Origin of the sequence: Terriglobus albidus (assembly GCF_025685425.1) — a bacterium.
In the GTDB taxonomy this organism is placed as follows: Bacteria; Acidobacteriota; Terriglobia; order Terriglobales; family Acidobacteriaceae; genus Terriglobus; species Terriglobus albidus.
This window is the reverse complement of the sequence record NZ_JAGTAS010000058.1, coordinates 1,039,803-1,057,437: the sequence shown is the minus strand read 5'-3', so window position 1 is coordinate 1,057,437 and position 17,635 is coordinate 1,039,803. Positions and strand designations below refer to the sequence as shown.

Sequence of the window (17,635 nt, the reverse complement as noted above, 5' to 3'; positions counted from 1 at the left end):
GGCGGCCCGGTGGAATGGTTGAATCGTTGAATGGTTAGGGCAGCGGAGGAAGTACGGATTTCCCCGACCCGTTCGCTGGAATGACATTTTGTTGACAGTGCAGAGAGCGGTTTTCCCGATCATGGAATGAGAGGCTGCGATTTCACCAGGGGATGCGTCAAACAGGAAAACGGTGGATTACACTCGTACTTCCTGGAGGTGATCTCCGGAACGAGGCTAACGGTGGCGGGTCTGGGTCTCAAGGGTCGGCTGGAACGTGGGCAGCGCATATGGCGCCGCCTGGCAGTGCTGTTTGTCATGGGTGCAGCGCTGAGCGGGAGCGTGTGGGCGCAGGAGAATCCCCTGGGGGACGTGAATACCGCTGTGCCTCCTCCACCGAAGCCGCCGGTTGAGCCCAAAAAGGTAATTGAGGGTGGAGAGAATGTCGCACGTGAGGCGGCTTCCGCGCCACGCAGCGCCAGCATCCGTGTCTCGGTCAACCTGGTATTGGTACCGATGACGGTGACTGACCCGATGAACCGCCTGGTAACCGGCCTGGAGCGGGAGAACTTCTGGATCTATGAGAACAACCAGCCGCAGGAGATCCGTACCTTCTCGCTGGATGATGCTCCGGTGACCATCGGGATCATCTTCGATATGAGCGGAAGCATGGGATCGAAGTTTCAGCGGGCGCGTAAGGCGTTGAGCGCGTTTATGCGGACCTCAAATCCGGAAGATGAATTTTTTGTTGTCGCCTTTAACGACCGTCCTGCCGTCGTAGTAGATAACACTTCGAACGTGGATGACGTCGAAGCCCGCATGGCGATGATGAAACCGGAGAGCAGGACGGCGCTGATTGATGCCGTCTACCTGGGCCTGAATAAGCTGAAGGATGCGAAATATGACCGCAAGGCGCTGCTGATCATTTCAGATGGCGGCGATAACCGCAGCCGCTATACCGAAGGGGAATTGCGCCGGGCTGTCCGTGAGAGCGACGTGCAGATTTATTCCATCGGCATCTTCGATACCTACGCCTCGACTCCGGAAGAGATTGCCGGTCCCATCATGCTGAACGATATCTGCGAGATGACCGGCGGCCGCATGTTCCGCGTGACCGATGTCGCCGAACTTGGCGATATCGCGGCCCGTATCTCGCAGGAGCTGCGCAACGAGTACGTTGTCGGTTTCCGCCCAGGCGACCTGAAGCATGACGGGACCTGGCGCAAATTGAAAGTGAAACTTAACCCTCCGCCCGGACTACCCCCTCTGACCGTGCATAATCGACAAGGGTACTATGCACCTGCGGACTAAGGTTTTTGGCGCCATCCTGGTAGTTGGAAGTTTCACGGCGGGCTGGGCACAGCAGCAGCCTTCTTTGACCGTGGACCGGGATCCGATCGCATCGCCGGATCCGGATACGGCTCCGGCGCAATCGACCGCGCCGGTGGGGCCTGGAGGCGCGCCCACAGACAAGATCTCCGGCGGCAAGGGCGGCTATGTCCTGCACCGCGATGCCTACGAGGTCCGACTGAATGCGACGGTGCTGGACGGCAGTGGACGCACGATCCTGACCCTGCCGCAGGACGCCTTCCATGTCTTCGAAGACGGAACCCCGCAGACGATTAACTCTTTCCGGCAGGAAGATCTTCCGGTCTCGATCGGAATCCTGATCGACAGCTCAGGATCGATGTACGACAAGCGGGATGCCGTGAACAAGGCGGCGGTGAGGCTGATCAAGCTCTCGAACCCCAAGGATGAAGCGTTCCTGGTGGATTTTTCGTTCGAGCCATACATCGATACGGACTTTACCAGTGATGTGTCCAAGCTGGAGGCGGGTCTTAGCTACGTGAAGTCTTCCGGTGGAACGGCGATGTATGACGCGTTGCTGGCCTCGGCCGACTATCTGGCGAAGAATGCCAAACAGCCCAAGCAGGTGTTGCTGGTGGTAACGGACGGTGAAGATAACGCGTCGGCCACATCGCTGGAAGATGCGATTGCGCGTATCCAGGAGCTGGATGGGCCGGTGATCTATGCTGTCGGCCTGCTCTTCGGCAAGGACACAGATAAGCGCGAAAGCCGCCACGCGAAACGCGTGCTGGAGAACCTGGCGGAACAGACTGGCGGCATCGCCTTCTTCCCGCGCAATCTGCAGGAAGTAGACTCGGTCGCTGACCAGGTGGCGAAAGACATCCGCGAGCAGTACACGATTACCTATCACTCCACGAAGTCGCCTGCGCTCGGTGGCTATCGTCAGGTCCACGTGGACGCTAAATACAAGGGCTTCAACAAGCTGACAGTACGCACTCGTACCGGTTACTACCCGAAAGTCTCAGGAAGAGCGGCGGCAGCAGATAAATCCAGCAAGTAAGGCGTGCACGCGACGATGGCCTACCAGGGGTTTTCCACGAAGGCAATTCATGCCGGTCAGGAACCGGATGAGTTGACCGGCGCTGTGAATGTGCCGGTGTATCTCACCTCTACCTATCAACAGCAGGAGATCGGCAAGAACAAGGGCTGGGAGTATGCCCGCGTCACCAATCCGACGCGTTCAGCATTGGAAGCGAGCCTGGCGGCGCTCGAAGGTGGAACCAGCGGTCATGTCTTCGGCAGTGGCATGGCGGCGATTGCGGCGCTGTGCACGATGATGAAGGCCGGCGATCATGTTGTTTGCAGCGAGAATATTTACGGCGGTACGGCACGGCTCTTCGACAGGATTTTTGTTCACTATGGACTGACGTTTACCTATGTGGACGCCAGCGATCCGGCGAAGGTGGAAGCCGTGATTACGCCGGCGACGAAGCTGGTGCATATTGAGAGCCCGACGAATCCGATGATGTCGATTGTGGATATTGCGGCGGTGGCGGAGGTAGCGCATGGTCATGGTGTCGAGCTCTCGATCGACAATACGTTTCTCTCTCCGTATCTCCAGCGCCCGATCGAGCTGGGTGCGGATATCGTGATGCACTCGACGACCAAGTTCCTGAACGGCCATTCGGATGGGTTGGGTGGTGTGCTGATTGGGACAAAGCCGGAGCACAAGGAGCGCTTCGAGTTTGTGCAGAAGTGTACCGGTGGCATCCTGGCGCCGTTCGACTCCTACCTGGTGCTGCGCGGCCTCAAGACGCTGGCGCTGCGGATGCGGCAGCATGATGCGAATGGGCGCACGGTGGCGGAGTTCCTGGCGAAGCATCCGAAGGTGAACCAGGTCTTCTATCCCGGACTGCCGTCGCATCCGGGACATGCGATTGCGGCGCGGCAGCAGAAGGGATTTGGCTCGATGATGTCGTTCGAGCTCGGAAGCAAGGAAGCAGCGAACGAGTTTGTGCGCTCGTTGAAGCTTTGCTATCTGGCAGAGTCTCTCGGGGGCGTGGAGACGCTGGTCTCGCACTCGGCTTCGATGACCCATGCGGCGATGACCCAGGCGCAGCGCGATGCGCTGGGGATTACGGACGGGCTGATCCGGTTGTCCGTGGGGTGTGAGGATGTTGAGGATATCCTCGCGGATCTGGAACAAGCGCTGGCGGGAATTGAGTAATTGAATCATTGAATCAATTGAAGGATTGAATAAAGATTCTTTCTCGAATGCTGCTTTTGTTTGTGGCTGGTGCGTCCGGCATGAGCGCGTCAAGTTATGCGTAGCCAGTTCGCATCGGTAGATGCGAATGCCTTGCTTAAGGGGACGGCTTTTAGCCGTCCCATACGGAAGCCGCAGAGATGGCGGCTTAGCCGCTGAGGTCAATCTATCCGTCCAGTAGTGTGGTATTCCGACCCGAGTCTCCTGTCATTCCGTAGCGCAGCGACAAATTTCCGAACACAGCCCTCAGCGGCTGAAGCCGTTTGCTTTCTACATTCGAATGCGGCACGGCTGAAAGCCGTGCCCTAAGCAAGGCATTCGCACTTTGGTGCGAACTGGCTGTGCTGCGCACAGCCATAAAGCTGGTCCTTCATTGTGTTCAAGATGACAAGTCTTAGAGAAGTGGAAATGTCTCGATAGAGCTAGTGGGTCGCCGCTGGCGTGTTGGCTGGATCCGTGTAGGGGACGTCTTTGCCAGGGACGTGTTTGGTGATTTTTCTGCCGAGCAGCTCTCGTGCGACTGCGCCTGCGGCTCTGCCACCGATGCCTATGGCCGCATTCGTGAAGACCAGGTCCCAGCCGCGGTCGGCGTGGGGATAGTAAAGGTTGGAGAGGGCTCCCGACGTCATGGCTCCGAGAAGATAGGAGTAGTTTGGCATCATGTTACCGCTGTCGCTGCGCGCGACGAAGGCGCTGGCGATGGCGTGGTAGACACGGGATTTGGTACTGCCGATGCCTTGATAAAAGTAGCGGGGATCCTGATGAAAGAGTGAGGCGTAGATGGCGTGGTCGAAGTAGTCGCTGATGCGGCCGTCTCCGAAGCGTGCTGCCCAGCGTTTGCCGTATCCGGCGGCTCCCTGGCCGTAGCCGGCGTAGGAGTTGTTGGCTTGTTCGACTCCAGCGCTGACGGTTACGCCGATGAAGGACGTCCAATCGAGCGTGTCGCGGGTTGCGAGCTGGAACTTCTGCTTCGTCGTCATGGGGACGGGATGAGGTTCGAAGCTTGTGTAGAAGTTCGGAATGACTCCAAAGACTCGCTGTTGTTCCTGGGCTTTGATCTGAGCCTCAGCGATGACCTCTGTGGGAAGAACAGTGATCTCTGTGTTTGTCGATGCAATGGTGAGCGAGACATCGGGCACGACGTAGTTCTGCTCCCCGGAGACATCGAAGGAGGGAGAGATGTAGGGAGCAAAGCCATTGCAGGTAATGCGGAGTCGATAACTGCCGGCGGGCAGTCGAACGAACAGAAATCCTCCCTTGGTATCGACCAATTCTGATCGCACTGGGGCGCCTGCTTCGTTAAGCAAAGTGACCTGTGCTCCGGGGACGATGGCGCCTGTGCTATCGAAGACGGAGCCTGAGATCTGTGCCGAGCCTGCAGGCAGCGCTGCAAGTGCTTGCGAGGGGGATGCCGCGAGCGGGGATGTCTGGAATTGGGGAGCAGGCGCGTCGGGAAGCTCGAACGAAGCAGTCGCGACGCCGGCCTGTTGTGCAGACAATGCAGTCGTCGAGACAAGAAGGAAGACCGAAGCGGCACATTTCAACATGAATCAGAAGTCCTATCTGTGATGGTTTGCCAAGCGCTTTGTCTTCCTTCGTACGTGTAAAGGAAAAATGGGGGGCAGGCACCTGCGTCTATCGACGATTCGGCCCAGGGAAAGGGAGGTGTAGTCGACGATTCGCGACAAACGAGGCTCCCGAGGGAACGGTCGAATGTCGTAAAGTGTCGACGCTTGAAAAGAAAACGGATCGAATTCGCAGAGCGCGCGTCCTATACACAGCGATTGAGGTGTCATGGAGCTACGGTTCTCAAGTGCGCTCCTGTCATGCCGATCTTCGGTTGAGATGACGAGGTTTATCCAAAAAGAGCATCCGTACGGGTTACGGGTTGCCGTGGCGTGCTGCATTCCCGCGGTTGTCGCGTTGCTTGGTTTTAGCGGGCCGCATGAGCCTGTCGCGCCTGCAACGACTCAAAGTATCGTGCAGTCGGAGGAATCTCGGCCGCAGGTGCTGCAACCGGACCTGCTGGAAGGGGCCTGGACTGTGGTATGGGGTACGTCACCGGCCGACAAGCACCGCAGCACCTTCCGCATCGTCTCCGCAGGTCAGCAATTGAGTGTCGTCACTGCTGCGGACATGAATGACTTTCTCCCTCTTCAGGGCTCACGCCGTACGATTTCGGTGCATGTGGATGGAATGAGTGTGTCCTTTGTCGGCGGCAGCGCAGGGACCGTAAAAGGGGATTATGTCGGAGGAGTGCTGCGCGGCACCACAGATCGCGGAGCGCAGTGGATTGCGGTTCGATCGCCGCGCGAGGTGCAAGAACATCACCACAAATCCCGCATCCCAGACCATCTGACACCTTCCCTGGAGACGCGTGATCAAAACAGGTGACGCGCTGGACTATCGTGATAGCAAACGTGCAAGCGCCGAAAGTTCGTGTCTCGCTTCTGTTGATCGACGATGACCGCTCGCTTGGAGCGCTGCTGGCAGAGTACTGCGAACCTTCCGGCTTCAGCGTGACCTGCGCCCGCAGTGGAGAAGAAGGCATCCAGTGTGTGACGGAACGTCCATTCCAATTCATCGTGCTGGACGTGATGCTGCCGGGAATGGATGGTTTTGAGACGCTGCGGCAATTACGAGAGATCACGCGGACTCCGGTACTGATGCTGACCACGCGAGGAGCGACGCGCGATCGTGTCCATGGTTTGAACGACGGCGCCGACGATTACCTGACAAAGCCCTTTCAGCCAGAAGAGCTGGTCGCAAGAATCGGCAGTATTCTGCGCCGGACGCAACCTGCCGCGGTGGAGGTCTCAAACAGGCTTGTGGGCGATCTCCTCCTGGATGAGGGCTCTCGTACCGTGCTCTGTAGTGGTAAGCCGGTAGAGCTGACCGGAGCTCAGTATGAGTTGCTGCGTCTCCTGCTGGAGTGTCCTGGCGAGGCGCGTCCGCGGGAGGATCTGATCCGGCGCATCTTCGGACGCGAACCGCATGGGGTCGACCGCTCCATCGATAATCTGGTGAACAATCTCAGAAAGCGATTGGGCGTTCATCCGGATGGCACAGATCGCTTCAAGTCTGTCCGCAACCTTGGATACAGCTATGTGCTCCCGCAGGATGGAACCTGCCTGTGAGTGTCTTCTTCCGCATCTTCCGCACCTTCTGGTTCTTGATCCTGCTGGGCAGTCTACTGATCATGCTGGTATTGCCCATCAGTAGAGAGCCGAGGATGGTGTTGTTCGAACGGCCGCGGGAGCTACCGATCGCGAAGATACAGGAGTGTGCGGCGCTCGCTGTTCAGAAGCGTGCACAGGGCTTTCATGGAAGCCTTGGGCCAGAGTGTTTCAACGGATATCTCCTGACGTCTAACAGCTCCTCTGCGGCAATGGGTGTGAGGCTTCCGTATGGCGAGTCGGAATTGCTGGAGTGGGCAAGAAACCGGATCAGCCCGATGGTGATGGCGACGATCGATGAGACTGTTGTTGCCGTGCGGACTGACCCTGCTGTAAGTACATCGCCTTTGTTTGTCGCCAGACTGCCTTATCCGGGTACGAGACGCGCGAAGACAAAGGTTGGCTTTGCCATGCTGTTGCGCTTTATCGCGTTTTCCGCGATCGCTGCGCTGGTATTGAGCCTCTACTTCACACGGCCGATTACGCTGCTCTCTGAGGCGACCCAGGCGTTTGGTACCGGAGATCTTCGCGTACGCCTCAAGCCCGCGCTGACAAAGCGGCGCGATGAGATCGGCAGGGTAAGCCGTGGGTTCAATGAGATGGCTGAGAAGATAGAGTCGCTTGTGCTGCAGCAGAAGACATTTCTGGCGCATGCGGCGCATGAGCTTGGTTCACCGCTGACACGCTTGAATATCGCCCTGGCGCTTTGCAAGCGCAGGTTGGACGCGACGAAGGCTCCGGAGTTGGAGCGGATTGAGGATGAGTCGAAACAGCTCAATGCCCTGGTGCAGCAGTTATTGCTCTTTGCGCGACTGGAGAGCGGCAATGAGATGGATCAGAACCGGACCAGGTTTTTTGTTTCAAGGATTCTGACGGCTGCCGTAGAGAATGCGCGGTTTGAGGGTGAGCATCAGGGAAAGATCGTCACCTTCGCCCGGGAGGAGCCATTTGCGATCGAAGGCTATCCAGATCTGTTGCAGCGTGCCTTCGACAATGTGCTTCGCAATGCTCTTCGATTCGCACGGGTAATCACGGTCGAAAGTCATGTGGATGATGGCCGTGATGTAGGGCTGGTGGAGATCTATGACGATGGTCCAGGAATTCCGGAGGGGATGGAAGAGGCAATCTTCGAGCCCTTTCAGCGCGTGTCGGATTCTGACGCTTCTTCCGAAACAAAAGGTGCTGGCTTAGGGCTGGCAATTGCGAGGCAGACCGTGCTGGCCAATGGAGGAACAATCTCCGCGCACAAATCGCCGATGGGTGGGTTGATGGTGCGGTTTGAGTTTCCGCTGCAGCGCCGCTAGTAATTGAATGATTGAAGATTGAAGGATTGAATAACTGGTGGCATTCGCAGCTGCGTTGCGAGGTAGGGCACCCGGGTAGGGAAGATAAAAACAGGTCCTTCGTTACGCTCAGGATGACAAATAAATCCATTACTGATACACGGCGATCTTAGTGGACGATGGTGAGTTTTACTGGGTCGGCGGCGGTGACGCGTGACCCGACGGCAGGTGACTGGGCGATGACTGTGCCCATGACTTTGACCGGCTGTGGTGCGGGCGTGGAGCCGACCGAGGGAATTGCGGGGATGGATGTGGCGGCTTCCTGGGCGTAGGCGATGTGCAGGCCCATGGCGGAGATACGTGCGGCGGCTTCCGTCAGGGTAAGACCGGAGAGGTTGGGCATGACCCATGCCTTCGGCTCTGCATCTTGCTCTTCTGAGAGCAGCAGGCTGACTGCGGGCTTGTCGACGCCTTCGGCATTGGGGGGCGGCGACTGCGCCAGGACGTAGTCTGCCTCGCCGGCGATGGGAAGGTGAGCAAGTGAGCCGAGTTCGAGGCTGCCGCGGCGAAGCGTGACCGTGGCCTCCCGCAGTGACATGCCGACGGCATTGGGAATGGTGACGCGCTGTGGTCCGAGCGATTGGGTGACGCGGACCTGCCAGGAGCGCCGTACACGTGCTCCGGCGGCGGGATACTGCTGCAGGACGCGTCCGGCGGGAACAACCGCGGAGTAATAGCGGTTTTCGAGCGTCATGTTCAGGCCGGTGCCGCGTGCCTTCGCTGCGGCTTCCTCATAGGTCATGCCGGTGAAGTTGGGGATCTGCACCTCGCGGCCGTGAATGGCGAGGCGCATGGTGATGAAGGCCGAGAGCAGCGCTACGGTCATCATGGCGACCGCACCCAGCAGGATACGGAAGAAGCGGATCATGGTGGTTCGCAGTTTCACGGTATGCAGCTCAGGATACAGCTAGAGCGTTTTCCCTGTTCCTCGGTATCTCTAAAGAGGAGTGCAGCGGCGTTTTCTTTGCGGAAAACGCCCATAGATGCGGAAGCCCTACTCTACACCTACAGGGAAAATGCCCCCTTGGGGCAGGATACAGCCACGCAGCTCAGTGCGCGATCAACGGCGGTTGTCGGTTGCCGGCTCGGGATGGATCAACACGCGCGAGACCTCGGGGTGCAGGCGCTTCATACGGCTTTCCACCTCGGTGATGATGGCATGCACCTCTGACATCGGCAGATCGTCGGGCAGCGTGCAATGGCAGCTGATCTGCAGGTGATCGCCGGTGCGGGTGACCAGAACATCGTGGATATCCAGGATCTGCGGGAACTCCTGTGCGGCGAGGCGCAGGCCGCGTTCGAGCTGCGTGTCGCGGGCGACGGCGTCCGTATGCTCGATGGTTGCGGGCTCACTTTCAATGTGGGTGAGGATATTGGCGATACGGGGTTCTTCGCGGCGCATCTCGCTCTCGAGCTTAGTAACCAAATCGTGGGCGGCACGTAGGTGCATGATCTCGGGGACTTCAAGGTGGAGCTCGATGTAGAGCTTGTCCTTGATCTCACGGACACTGAGATCGTGAATGCTGAGATTGCGGCGCGCGGCTACCGCTTTGACACGGTCGAAGACCGATTCAGACTCAGAGGCGGTGGGTACCGTATTAATGTCGATATCGGCGCCCGGCAGGATACGCTGTACGGCGGCTCGCGCACCTTTGGTGACCTGTTCGGCACGCTGGAAGGTCAGGTTACGGGGAAGCGCCAGGGTCAGGTCGACAAAGTGTTCTGATCCTGCGCGGCGCACGCGTACCCGGTCGACAGAGAGAACGTCAGGAACCTGAGCAATGGCGCGGATGAGCTCACGTCTGGTTTCCGTGGGTGTCGCGTCCATCAGGTCGTCGAGAGTGCGGCGAGCGAGGCGGTAACTAACCTGCAGGATGATCGCGGAGACGAGGAGAGCTGCAACGGAGTCGGCGCGATGCAGCCAGGCGATGTTGAAGTGAGCTCCCGCCCAGGTTGCGATAAGGCCAAGAAGCACAGCGACCGAGGACCAGATATCGGTGCTGAAGTGCAGTGCATCCGCCTCGAGGGCCTGCGAGCCGGACTCCTTGGCGACACGGAAGAGATGACGGGAGCGGCCGTAGTCGACAGCAATGGAGAGCAGCAGGACGAGGATGGGCCAGATGCCGTTATGGATCTCGACCGGGTGCAGCAGGCGGCGGACAGCTTCGAGCACAATCCAGAGACAGGATGCGCCCATGAGGAAGATCTCGAAGAAGGCCGAGAGATTCTCGATCTTGCCATGACCGAAGTTGTGATCTTCATCTGCCGGCTTATCTGAGACCTGCACGGAAAAGAGCGTGATGCCGGCAGCGGCGAGATCGAGGCCGGAGTGCGCAGCTTCGCTGAGCATGCCCAGGGAGTGGGTCAGGAGACCGGCGATCAGTTTGAGAGCGGTGATGCCGGCTGCCGCCAGGACGGAGCTGAGTGCAGCGCGGCGTTTTTCGGCCTGCTGGGCGGTGGAGGATATTGGTTGGACCGCTGCAGGCATCTGGGACTTCTAGCTTACTCCGATTTGGTTCCGCGATAGAGGCCGGCGATGCCGAAGGTGTAAGGGGTCCAGGTGGTGTGGGTATATCCGGCGGCTTCCATCTTGCGGAGCATCTCGGGTGGCTTGGGGAAACGGCCTACAGATGCTGGGAGATAGGCATATGCGGACGCGCTGCGGGAGATGGCTGCGCCGATGGCCGGCAGCACGCGGCGGAAATAGAAGGCGTAGAGTTTGCCGATAGGGCCGCCGGGTTGGTTGAAGTCGAGAATGCCGATCTGTCCGCCGGGTTTGAGCACGCGTGCGATCTCGCGCAGGCCGGCATCGTAGTTGGCGAGATTGCGGAAGCCGAAGGCGGAGACAACAAGGTCGAAAGAGTGATCGGACATCGGCAGGTTGAGCGCGTCGGCTTCGATGAAGCAGACGTTGTGTCCGCGATGCTTCTCGATGCCCCGGGTGATCATCTCGTGCGAAAAGTCGACGGCCATCATCTGCTCGGCGGGCGAGGGACGAAGCGCGAGTAGCGCTGAGGTCATATCGCCGGTGCCGCAGCAGAGATCGAGGACCACGGACTCAGGTTTGGCAAGAACGTCGCGGAAGGTGGTGGCACAACGGCGCCACCAGCGGCGGTCGATACCGGCGGAGAGCACATGGTTGAGCAGGTCGTACTTCGGCGCGATGGAGTCGAACATCTGCTGCACGGCCGCTGCGGCCTGCTGCTCGGTCATGTTCTCTCCGGGTTGCGCTCCGGTTGCGCTCATGCTCCTCGCTCCTGCATGAGTTTGAGCGTCTGCTCGGTGGCGTGCAGCATCTCGGCTTCGGTAACGTCGGTGACGATCTGTACCTTGCCGATGGAGATGGGAAGGATGAAGCGGCGCTGGCCGGAGCGGTTCTTCTTGTCGGAGCCGGTGAGATCGACGATCTGCTGCGCCGACGCGCGGAACTTCGGAATGGGACCGTAGGCAAGCACGGTATTGACGATGCGTGTGCCGTCAGCTTCGGCGAGTATGCCGCGTTCCACCGCGATGAGGGTGGCGGCGATCATGCCCCAGGCGATGGCCTGGCCGTGCAGGAGCTGCTTGTACTTCGTAGCGGCTTCGATGGCGTGGCCGAGCGTGTGACCGAAGTTGAGAATCATGCGCAGGCCGTTCTCGCGCTCGTCGATGCCGACGACCTCTGCCTTCATCTTTACGGAAGCGGTGACGACCTTTTCGAGAGCTTTGGGATCGCCTTTCAGAATGGCCTTCGATTCCGATTCCATGTAGCGGAAGAGGCGCGGCGTGCGAATGACGCCGGCTTTTACGGATTCCTGCAGGCCGGCGCGCAGCTCGGAAGGTGGCAAAGTCTTGAGGATGTCGATATCGATGAAGACCCCGAGCGGCTGATGGAAGCTGCCGACGAGGTTTTTGCCGGCACGCAGATTGACGCCGGTCTTGCCGCCTACCGAGGAGTCCACCTGTGCGAGCAGCGTGGTGGGCACCTGGATGAAGCGGATGCCGCGCATGTAGATCGCTGCCAGGAAGCCGGTGATGTCCCCGACAACGCCGCCGCCCAGGGCGATGAGCACGGCGTCGCGATCGGCTTTATTCTCGGCGAGCTGCTCCAGAAGGCTCTCGACCGCGGCGAAGCGCTTGTGCGATTCACCGGAGGGATGCAGCAGCACAACCGGCTTTGCGTCCTTGGGGAAGGAGGCGAGGAACTTGCGCTGCCACAGCTTCCAGATCTCGGGAGTCGTGACGACGAAGAGCCGGGTTGCCGGAGAACCGGTGAGTTTGGCGATGCGGCGGGAGAGCGTTGGCAGAAGGCCGCGGCCGATGACGACGTTGTAGTTCGCTGTAGGCGTATTTACTGCGATAACTGGCACAGCTTTATGGTATCGCGATCAGAAGCGTACCCTGTGAGGGTGAGTGCCGGGGAACGTTTTGACTTTGTTGTAGTGGGTGCTGGAATCGCCGGACTTCGGGCAGCGATGACGCTGGCGAAGGCCGGCAGCGTGCTGGTAGTGACGAAGGAAAAGATGGCCGAGTCGAACACGGCCTATGCACAGGGCGGTATTGCCGTGGCTATGGGCGGCGCCGAGGACGTCGCCGAGCATCTGGATGACACGGTGATGGCGGGCGATGGCCTGGTGAACCGCGAAGCCGCTCAGGTGCTGGTGGCGCAAGGGCCGGCGCGCGTGGATGAGCTGCTGGCATGGGGCACGGAGTTCGATCGCGAACAGGGCGAGCTGATGCGGACTCGTGAGGGCGCGCATTCACGATCGCGCATTCTGCATGCGCATGGTGACGCTACAGGCTGGGAGATTGCCCGATCGCTGCTGCGGATGGTGACGGCGAATTCACGCATTGAAGTGCGTGAGTTTGTCACGACGGTCGATCTGCTGCGCGCCGATACGGGACGCATCTGCGGTGTGATGTTGGAAGATGCGCAGGGTGAGATGCGTGCCGTGGAGGCCTGTGCGGTGCTGCTGGCCTCCGGCGGCGCGGGACAGGTTTACAGCGATACGACGAATCCGGCAGTGGCGACGGGCGACGGCATTGCGATGGCTTGGCGCGCGGGTGCGGCGATCAGCGATATGGAGTTCTATCAGTTTCATCCCACGGCCTTTTCGCGGAGAGGCGCACCACGCTTTCTGCTGTCGGAGGCGCTACGCGGTGAGGGGGCGCATCTGCGCAACGCAGCAGGCGAGCGTTTCATGCCGCGGTATCACAAGCTGGCGGAGCTTGCGCCGCGTGATGTAGTGGCACGCGCGATTACGCGCGAGGACGTGACGGGCGAGGTCTATCTCGACATGCGTCATGTGCAGAAAGACCTGAAGGCTCGTTTCCCAGGCATATCGGCGTTTCTGGAGAAATATGGACTTGAGCTGGGACGGGATCTGATACCTGTGCGGCCGGCTGCCCATTACCTGATGGGCGGTGTGCGTACGGATACGCATGGACGGACCTCGCTGGCAGGGTTGTATGCGGCAGGTGAGTGTGCGTGCACGGGCGTGCATGGAGCCAATCGTCTGGCGAGCAATTCTCTGTTAGAGGGGCTGGTCTTTGGAGCTCTGGCGGCGGAGGCGATGGTCGAGGAGTGTGGTGCTCCGGTGGCTTCGAAGCCGGTTGTTCCGGCGGCGGTTCGAGCCGGCAGCGATGCGGGAGATGTTGAAACCTGGATCGCGCATCTGCGTGCATTGATGTGGGAGAAGGCCGGGTTGCTGCGCGATGCAGAGCGATTGCGTGAGGCAAAAGCTGAGCTTGATGCGATGGCGTTGCCTGCAGGAAATGGGCGGCGATCTGTTGAGGCTCGCAATCTCCATGCGATCGCGACGATGATCGTGGCTTCGGCGCTTGCGCGCGAGGAGAGCCGCGGGGCGCACTTCCGGAATGATTTTCCGCAGCGGGACGATGTGCGGTTTGGGAAGCACTCGGTGTTGCGGGATGGTGGGGTTGGGTTTGAGTAGATGAGATCACCATCGGGGTGAACGCTCACAACGCCTGGACGAATTAAGAAATCAAGTGCGAGTGTCTTGTCGATTGCTTTCGTTCGCGCAATGCGCGAATGCCTTGCTTAAGGGGACGGCTTTCAGCCGTCCCGTAGAAGACTCGGAAAGAGAAGTGGCTTTAGCCACTGAGGGCATGTTTCTGGGGATAGATTGCCCTCAGCGGTTAAAACCGCTATCTCGATTGACGTTTGTATGGCACGGCTAGAAGCCGTGCCCTTAAGCAAGGCGTTCGCACCTGCGGTGCGAATTGGCTGCACCGCGTGCAGCCGCAAAAGCAGGTCCTTCGCTACGCTCAGGATGACAAGCTTTGAAAGTCGTGCAGTCTCAGGCCGTAGCGTGCTTCTTGGGCAGCAGTAATGAGATCACGACAGTGATGCCAAGCATGCCCAGGATGATGGCGAGCGAGAGGGGCGCGGAGACTTCGATCCAACTGGCGGCGAGCATCTTGAAGGCGGCGAAGCCGAGCACCGCGGCGAGGCCGTAGTGCAGGTAGGCGAGCTTTTCGAGAAGGTGCGCCAGCAGGAAGTAGAGCGAGCGCAGACCCATCACCGCCATCACATTAGAGCTGTAGGCGATGAACGGATGCCGTGTGATCGAGAGCACCGCGGGGATGGAGTCGAGCGCGAAGACGAAGTCGGTGAAGGCGATGGCAATCAACGCCAACGAGAGCATCGTCAGATGCAGTTTCCCGCGTTCACGCAGAAAGAAATGCGACTGATTGTTCGAGACAGGAAAGATGCGTTCGATCCACTTCGTCCATGCAGGTTTGCCGGATTTCTTTTCGCCGTGCGGCATCAACAGGCGGACTGCCGCGAAGAGCAGGAAGGCTCCGAAGATGTAGGTTACCCACGCAAAGTGTTCCAATAGCTCGATGCCGAGGCCGATGAAGCCGGCGCGCATAACGACCGCTCCGAGGATTCCCCAGAAGAGAACCCGGCGCTGATGCGGACCTTCGATGTTGAATTCGCGGAAGAGCAGAAGGAAGACGAAGAGATTGTCGACCGAGAGTGACTCTTCGATGGCGTAGCCGGAGATGAACTCGATATCGTAGGGGCTGCCGAGGGTGTACCAGACATACCCGGCGAAGGCGAGAGCCGCGCCGATCCACATGCAAGTTGCCCAGACAGCACGCGCGGGCGTCTGCTTCCGGCGCAGCATGAGGAACTCCCCGACAAAGAGCAGCAGCAGGAAGACGTGGAAGCCGATCCAGTCGTAGAGAGGGATCTCGTTCATCGGCCTTAGTGACCGCTCTGGTTGATGAGCCGGATCATTTCGACAAAGAGGTCGCCGGAGATCTGCAGGCTCGCGGCCGAGATCTTATCCAGCGTGTCATCGGCGGTGTGATGGTATCCGTCGGGATGCATGAAGCTGGAAGGCCCGTAGTTGATGTCGATGATGTCGAGGACGGGCACGCCGCGTTGTTTGAAGGGCAGGTGATCGTCTTCGACGGCGGACTCGAGTTTGAAGATTGAGTTCGAGTGACCGGTATTCTTTGCCGCCTGCTTGAGCAGATCCAGCAGCCATGGGGTGCTGTTGGTTTCGCGGTTGATGTTCAGGTCCTTATCGGCGCACATGTCCGCGAGCAGAAAGGCCTTGATCTTCGGCAGAGTGCCGTTGGCCGCCCATTTGGCGGCGATGTGCTTGGTGCCGTAGAGGGCATCGCGCTGCGTGTCCCAATGATCGCCGACGGCTTCTTCCGCGTCATCGAAGAGCAGCCATACGGAGTAGCCCTCGGGAGGATGGGTGCGGAGCACATTGGCCATCTCCATCAGGAGAGCGGTAGTGGCACCCCCGTCGTTGGCTCCGACGAAGTTGATATTGCGTAGCGGATAGTTGGTCTCGTAGTGCGAGGCGAGGACGATGATGCCGTTCTTCTTGCCGGGAAACTTCACGATGAAGTTCTTACCGGGAAGGTAGCCCGCAGGAGTGCTGGCCGTGAAGGCATCCTCTTCGAACTGGCCTTTGGCGATCTCAGGCGCGAAGAACTTCTTGATGAAGGCTTCGGCTTTGGCATGACCGGGTGAGCCCAGCCAGCGCGGACCGCTGGTGGTGACGTACTGCCGGGTCAGCTCCATGGCGCGGGCGCCGCTGAACTTCTGCCCCTCTGCCGCGGAGGCAAACACCGCAATAGAGAGGAGTACGCGGGCTACGAGACCGAACTTCATGCCTTCTGTGCCTTGGCCTCGCGGCGCTTCGGGTGGACCATGTAGGCCACAAAGATGGAGAGGAAGTAGAGCGCCAGCATGGGCGAAGCGAAGAGGCACATGCCGAATGGATCTGGCGTCGGGCAGATGACGGCCGCGATGACGAAGATGATCATGACGGCGTAGCGCACGTTCTTCCAGAGGAATTTGGCGTCGACGATGCCAAAGAGGGCGAGGAAGAAGATGAGCACGGGCAGCTCAAAACACGCGCCCAGACCCAGGATCACCGCAAGGAAAAAGTTGGTGTAGTCCTCAATGGTGATGATGGGATTGAATTGCTTACCAAAGCCGAGGATGAGGACGCGCAGGCCTTCAGGAAGCACCCAGCGGTAGCCAAACCATGCGCCGGCCAGGAAGAGCCCTACCGTCGCCACCATGAAGGGCGTGACGTACTTCTTTTCGTTCTGATAGAGACCAGGCGCAATGAAGAGCCATACCTGGTAGAGGATGAAAGGCGCGGCGAGAATAGCTCCGCCGTAGAGCGCCGTCTTCAACGATAGATTCAGGCCGTCGGTCGGATGGGTGAAGTTGAGTTTCAGATGCAGGTCGGTGAGCGGCTTCTGCACGATGTCGTAGAGACGCTCGTGGAAGGCATAGGCGATGGCCATGCCAACGACCAGGTAGATGACGGCTCGGATGAGGCGCTTGCGGAGCTCATCGAGATGCTCCATCAGGCTCATGCCGGGCAGTTCGGCGCGGTCCGTTACTGCCGCTCGGGCGCGATCGATGACGTCAGCCATGGCTCTCCTGCGTGGTATGCGTGTGGGCCGGGTCCAGGTGCTGGTCCAGCTCGGAAGGAATGTGCGGGATCGGCTCCGAAGGGATGGTTTCCACCGGAACGGAGTCTACGAGGGCGCTGACCGCATCGACTTCGGTCTGCGTAGCCGGATCGGAGGAGCTAGCAGCTCCCGTTTCTGTGGAGCCCGCCGGAGTCGGCAGACCGGTGGAGGGAGGCATGATGCTTACGTCGCCCTCGGTCGCGATGGGTTTGACGGCCTCAGGGCCGGCTTCCTTGGCCTGCTCGGCGAGTTTCTTACGTTCCTCGGCCTGCTCAGAGAGGCGTAACTCCTCTTCCATCTGATACTTGAACTCATTAGAGGCGCGACGGAACTCGGCCATCAGCTTTCCGAGCTGACGGGCGAGTTCCGGCAGCTTCTTGGGCCCAAAGAGGAGCAGGGCCAGGAAGAAAAGAAAGACGCTATCGGCAAAGCTGGGCATCGCTACCAGCCATCATAGCGGAGCGGACCCGATGCTGTAGACTGAGGTTGTTACGGGGCGTTCACCGCCCTGTAAAGAAGCTTGCATCGTAGGACCCCTCTGGGGCGTCTTATCGGTGCAGGACATGGTTGCAACATCCCCGTGGGGTGGGCCGAAGGGCAGCGAA

The 17,635-nt window shown here is 59.5% G+C and carries 16 protein-coding genes; 7 read left to right on the top strand and 9 right to left on the bottom strand.

Annotated elements, in window-relative coordinates:
• Positions 1–126: 126 nt before the first annotated feature.
• From OHL21_RS23515 to OHL21_RS23505, 3 genes are read left to right on the top strand one after another with little or no spacing between them, the layout of a single operon-like run.
• Entirely contained in the window at positions 127–1,290 is a 1,164-nt protein-coding gene (locus tag OHL21_RS23515) for a VWA domain-containing protein (protein WP_263419738.1), read from the top strand.
• Positions 1,274–2,347, top strand: coding sequence for a VWA domain-containing protein (locus OHL21_RS23510; RefSeq protein ID WP_263419737.1), 1,074 nt, complete (start codon positions 1,274–1,276; stop codon positions 2,345–2,347). Before OHL21_RS23515 ends, OHL21_RS23510 begins: the two co-directional genes overlap by 17 nt.
• 3 nt (positions 2,348–2,350) lie before the next feature.
• Complete coding sequence (locus OHL21_RS23505; RefSeq protein ID WP_263419736.1) at positions 2,351–3,514, top strand: trans-sulfuration enzyme family protein; 1,164 nt, start codon at positions 2,351–2,353, stop codon at positions 3,512–3,514.
• Positions 3,515–3,975: 461 nt separating this feature from the next.
• Here OHL21_RS23505 and OHL21_RS23500 read toward each other — a convergent pair whose 3' ends face one another.
• The gene (locus tag OHL21_RS23500) at positions 3,976–5,100 is read right to left on the bottom strand and encodes a carboxypeptidase-like regulatory domain-containing protein (protein WP_263419735.1); all 1,125 of its coding nucleotides are present in this window, start codon (positions 5,098–5,100) and stop codon (positions 3,976–3,978) included.
• 298 nt (positions 5,101–5,398) lie between these two features.
• Between OHL21_RS23500 and OHL21_RS23495 the strand changes: the two genes are divergently transcribed.
• From OHL21_RS23495 to OHL21_RS23485, 3 genes are read left to right on the top strand one after another with little or no spacing between them, the layout of a single operon-like run.
• Complete coding sequence (locus tag OHL21_RS23495) at positions 5,399–5,947, top strand: hypothetical protein (protein ID WP_263419734.1); 549 nt, start codon at positions 5,399–5,401, stop codon at positions 5,945–5,947.
• A gap of 26 nt (positions 5,948–5,973) precedes the next feature.
• On the top strand, positions 5,974–6,690 hold the full coding sequence (locus OHL21_RS23490; RefSeq protein WP_263419733.1) for a response regulator transcription factor: 717 nt from the start codon (positions 5,974–5,976) through the stop codon (positions 6,688–6,690).
• Positions 6,687–8,033 (top strand): ATP-binding protein, encoded by a 1,347-nt coding sequence (locus OHL21_RS23485; protein ID WP_263419732.1) that lies wholly within the window; start codon positions 6,687–6,689, stop codon positions 8,031–8,033. The genes OHL21_RS23490 and OHL21_RS23485 overlap by 4 nt, the downstream gene beginning before the upstream one ends.
• Before the next feature lie 148 nt (positions 8,034–8,181).
• Here OHL21_RS23485 and OHL21_RS23480 read toward each other — a convergent pair whose 3' ends face one another.
• From OHL21_RS23480 to aroB, 4 genes are all read right to left on the bottom strand, one after another.
• On the bottom strand, positions 8,182–8,958 hold the full coding sequence (locus tag OHL21_RS23480; protein ID WP_263419731.1) for a PASTA domain-containing protein: 777 nt from the start codon (positions 8,956–8,958) through the stop codon (positions 8,182–8,184).
• A gap of 174 nt (positions 8,959–9,132) precedes the next feature.
• Complete coding sequence (locus tag OHL21_RS23475) at positions 9,133–10,560, bottom strand: cation-efflux pump (protein WP_263419730.1); 1,428 nt, start codon at positions 10,558–10,560, stop codon at positions 9,133–9,135.
• Between the two features lie 14 nt (positions 10,561–10,574).
• Complete coding sequence (ubiE, locus tag OHL21_RS23470) at positions 10,575–11,318, bottom strand: bifunctional demethylmenaquinone methyltransferase/2-methoxy-6-polyprenyl-1,4-benzoquinol methylase UbiE (RefSeq protein ID WP_263419729.1); 744 nt, start codon at positions 11,316–11,318, stop codon at positions 10,575–10,577.
• Positions 11,315–12,421: a 3-dehydroquinate synthase gene (aroB, locus tag OHL21_RS23465; RefSeq protein WP_263419728.1), complete on the bottom strand. Its 1,107-nt coding sequence runs from the start codon at positions 12,419–12,421 to the stop codon at positions 11,315–11,317. The genes ubiE and aroB overlap by 4 nt, the downstream gene beginning before the upstream one ends.
• A gap of 33 nt (positions 12,422–12,454) precedes the next feature.
• On the opposite strand from aroB, the gene nadB reads away from it, so the two are divergent.
• Positions 12,455–14,005: an L-aspartate oxidase gene (gene nadB, locus OHL21_RS23460; protein ID WP_263419727.1), complete on the top strand. Its 1,551-nt coding sequence runs from the start codon at positions 12,455–12,457 to the stop codon at positions 14,003–14,005.
• Positions 14,006–14,371: 366 nt separating this feature from the next.
• Here nadB and OHL21_RS23455 read toward each other — a convergent pair whose 3' ends face one another.
• The 4 genes from OHL21_RS23455 to OHL21_RS23440 are packed head-to-tail and all read right to left on the bottom strand — an operon-like array spanning position 14,372 to position 17,469.
• The gene (locus OHL21_RS23455) at positions 14,372–15,280 is read right to left on the bottom strand and encodes a TerC/Alx family metal homeostasis membrane protein (protein WP_263419726.1); all 909 of its coding nucleotides are present in this window, start codon (positions 15,278–15,280) and stop codon (positions 14,372–14,374) included.
• 5 nt (positions 15,281–15,285) lie between these two features.
• Entirely contained in the window at positions 15,286–16,212 is a 927-nt protein-coding gene (locus tag OHL21_RS23450; protein ID WP_263419725.1) for a M28 family peptidase, read from the bottom strand.
• The gene (tatC, locus tag OHL21_RS23445; RefSeq protein WP_263419724.1) at positions 16,209–16,991 is read right to left on the bottom strand and encodes a twin-arginine translocase subunit TatC; all 783 of its coding nucleotides are present in this window, start codon (positions 16,989–16,991) and stop codon (positions 16,209–16,211) included. The genes OHL21_RS23450 and tatC overlap by 4 nt, the downstream gene beginning before the upstream one ends.
• Positions 16,984–17,469, bottom strand: a complete 486-nt coding sequence (locus OHL21_RS23440) for a twin-arginine translocase TatA/TatE family subunit (protein WP_263419723.1) — start codon at positions 17,467–17,469, stop codon at positions 16,984–16,986. Before OHL21_RS23440 ends, tatC begins: the two co-directional genes overlap by 8 nt.
• Positions 17,470–17,635 lie beyond the last annotated feature (166 nt).

Coding starts and splice junctions, on each gene's coding strand:
- OHL21_RS23515 (WP_263419738.1), top strand. CDS start 127: ATGAGAGGCTGCGATTTCACCAGGGGATGCGTCAAACAGGAAAACGGT.
- ubiE (WP_263419729.1), bottom strand. CDS start 11,318: ATGAGCGCAACCGGAGCGCAACCCGGAGAGAACATGACCGAGCAGCAG.
- OHL21_RS23440 (WP_263419723.1), bottom strand. CDS start 17,469: ATGCCCAGCTTTGCCGATAGCGTCTTTCTTTTCTTCCTGGCCCTGCTC.
- tatC (WP_263419724.1), bottom strand. CDS start 16,991: ATGGCTGACGTCATCGATCGCGCCCGAGCGGCAGTAACGGACCGCGCC.
- OHL21_RS23500 (WP_263419735.1), bottom strand. CDS start 5,100: ATGTTGAAATGTGCCGCTTCGGTCTTCCTTCTTGTCTCGACGACTGCA.
- OHL21_RS23455 (WP_263419726.1), bottom strand. CDS start 15,280: ATGAACGAGATCCCTCTCTACGACTGGATCGGCTTCCACGTCTTCCTG.
- OHL21_RS23495 (WP_263419734.1), top strand. CDS start 5,399: ATGACGAGGTTTATCCAAAAAGAGCATCCGTACGGGTTACGGGTTGCC.
- OHL21_RS23475 (WP_263419730.1), bottom strand. CDS start 10,560: ATGCCTGCAGCGGTCCAACCAATATCCTCCACCGCCCAGCAGGCCGAA.
- OHL21_RS23450 (WP_263419725.1), bottom strand. CDS start 16,212: ATGAAGTTCGGTCTCGTAGCCCGCGTACTCCTCTCTATTGCGGTGTTT.
- OHL21_RS23510 (WP_263419737.1), top strand. CDS start 1,274: ATGCACCTGCGGACTAAGGTTTTTGGCGCCATCCTGGTAGTTGGAAGT.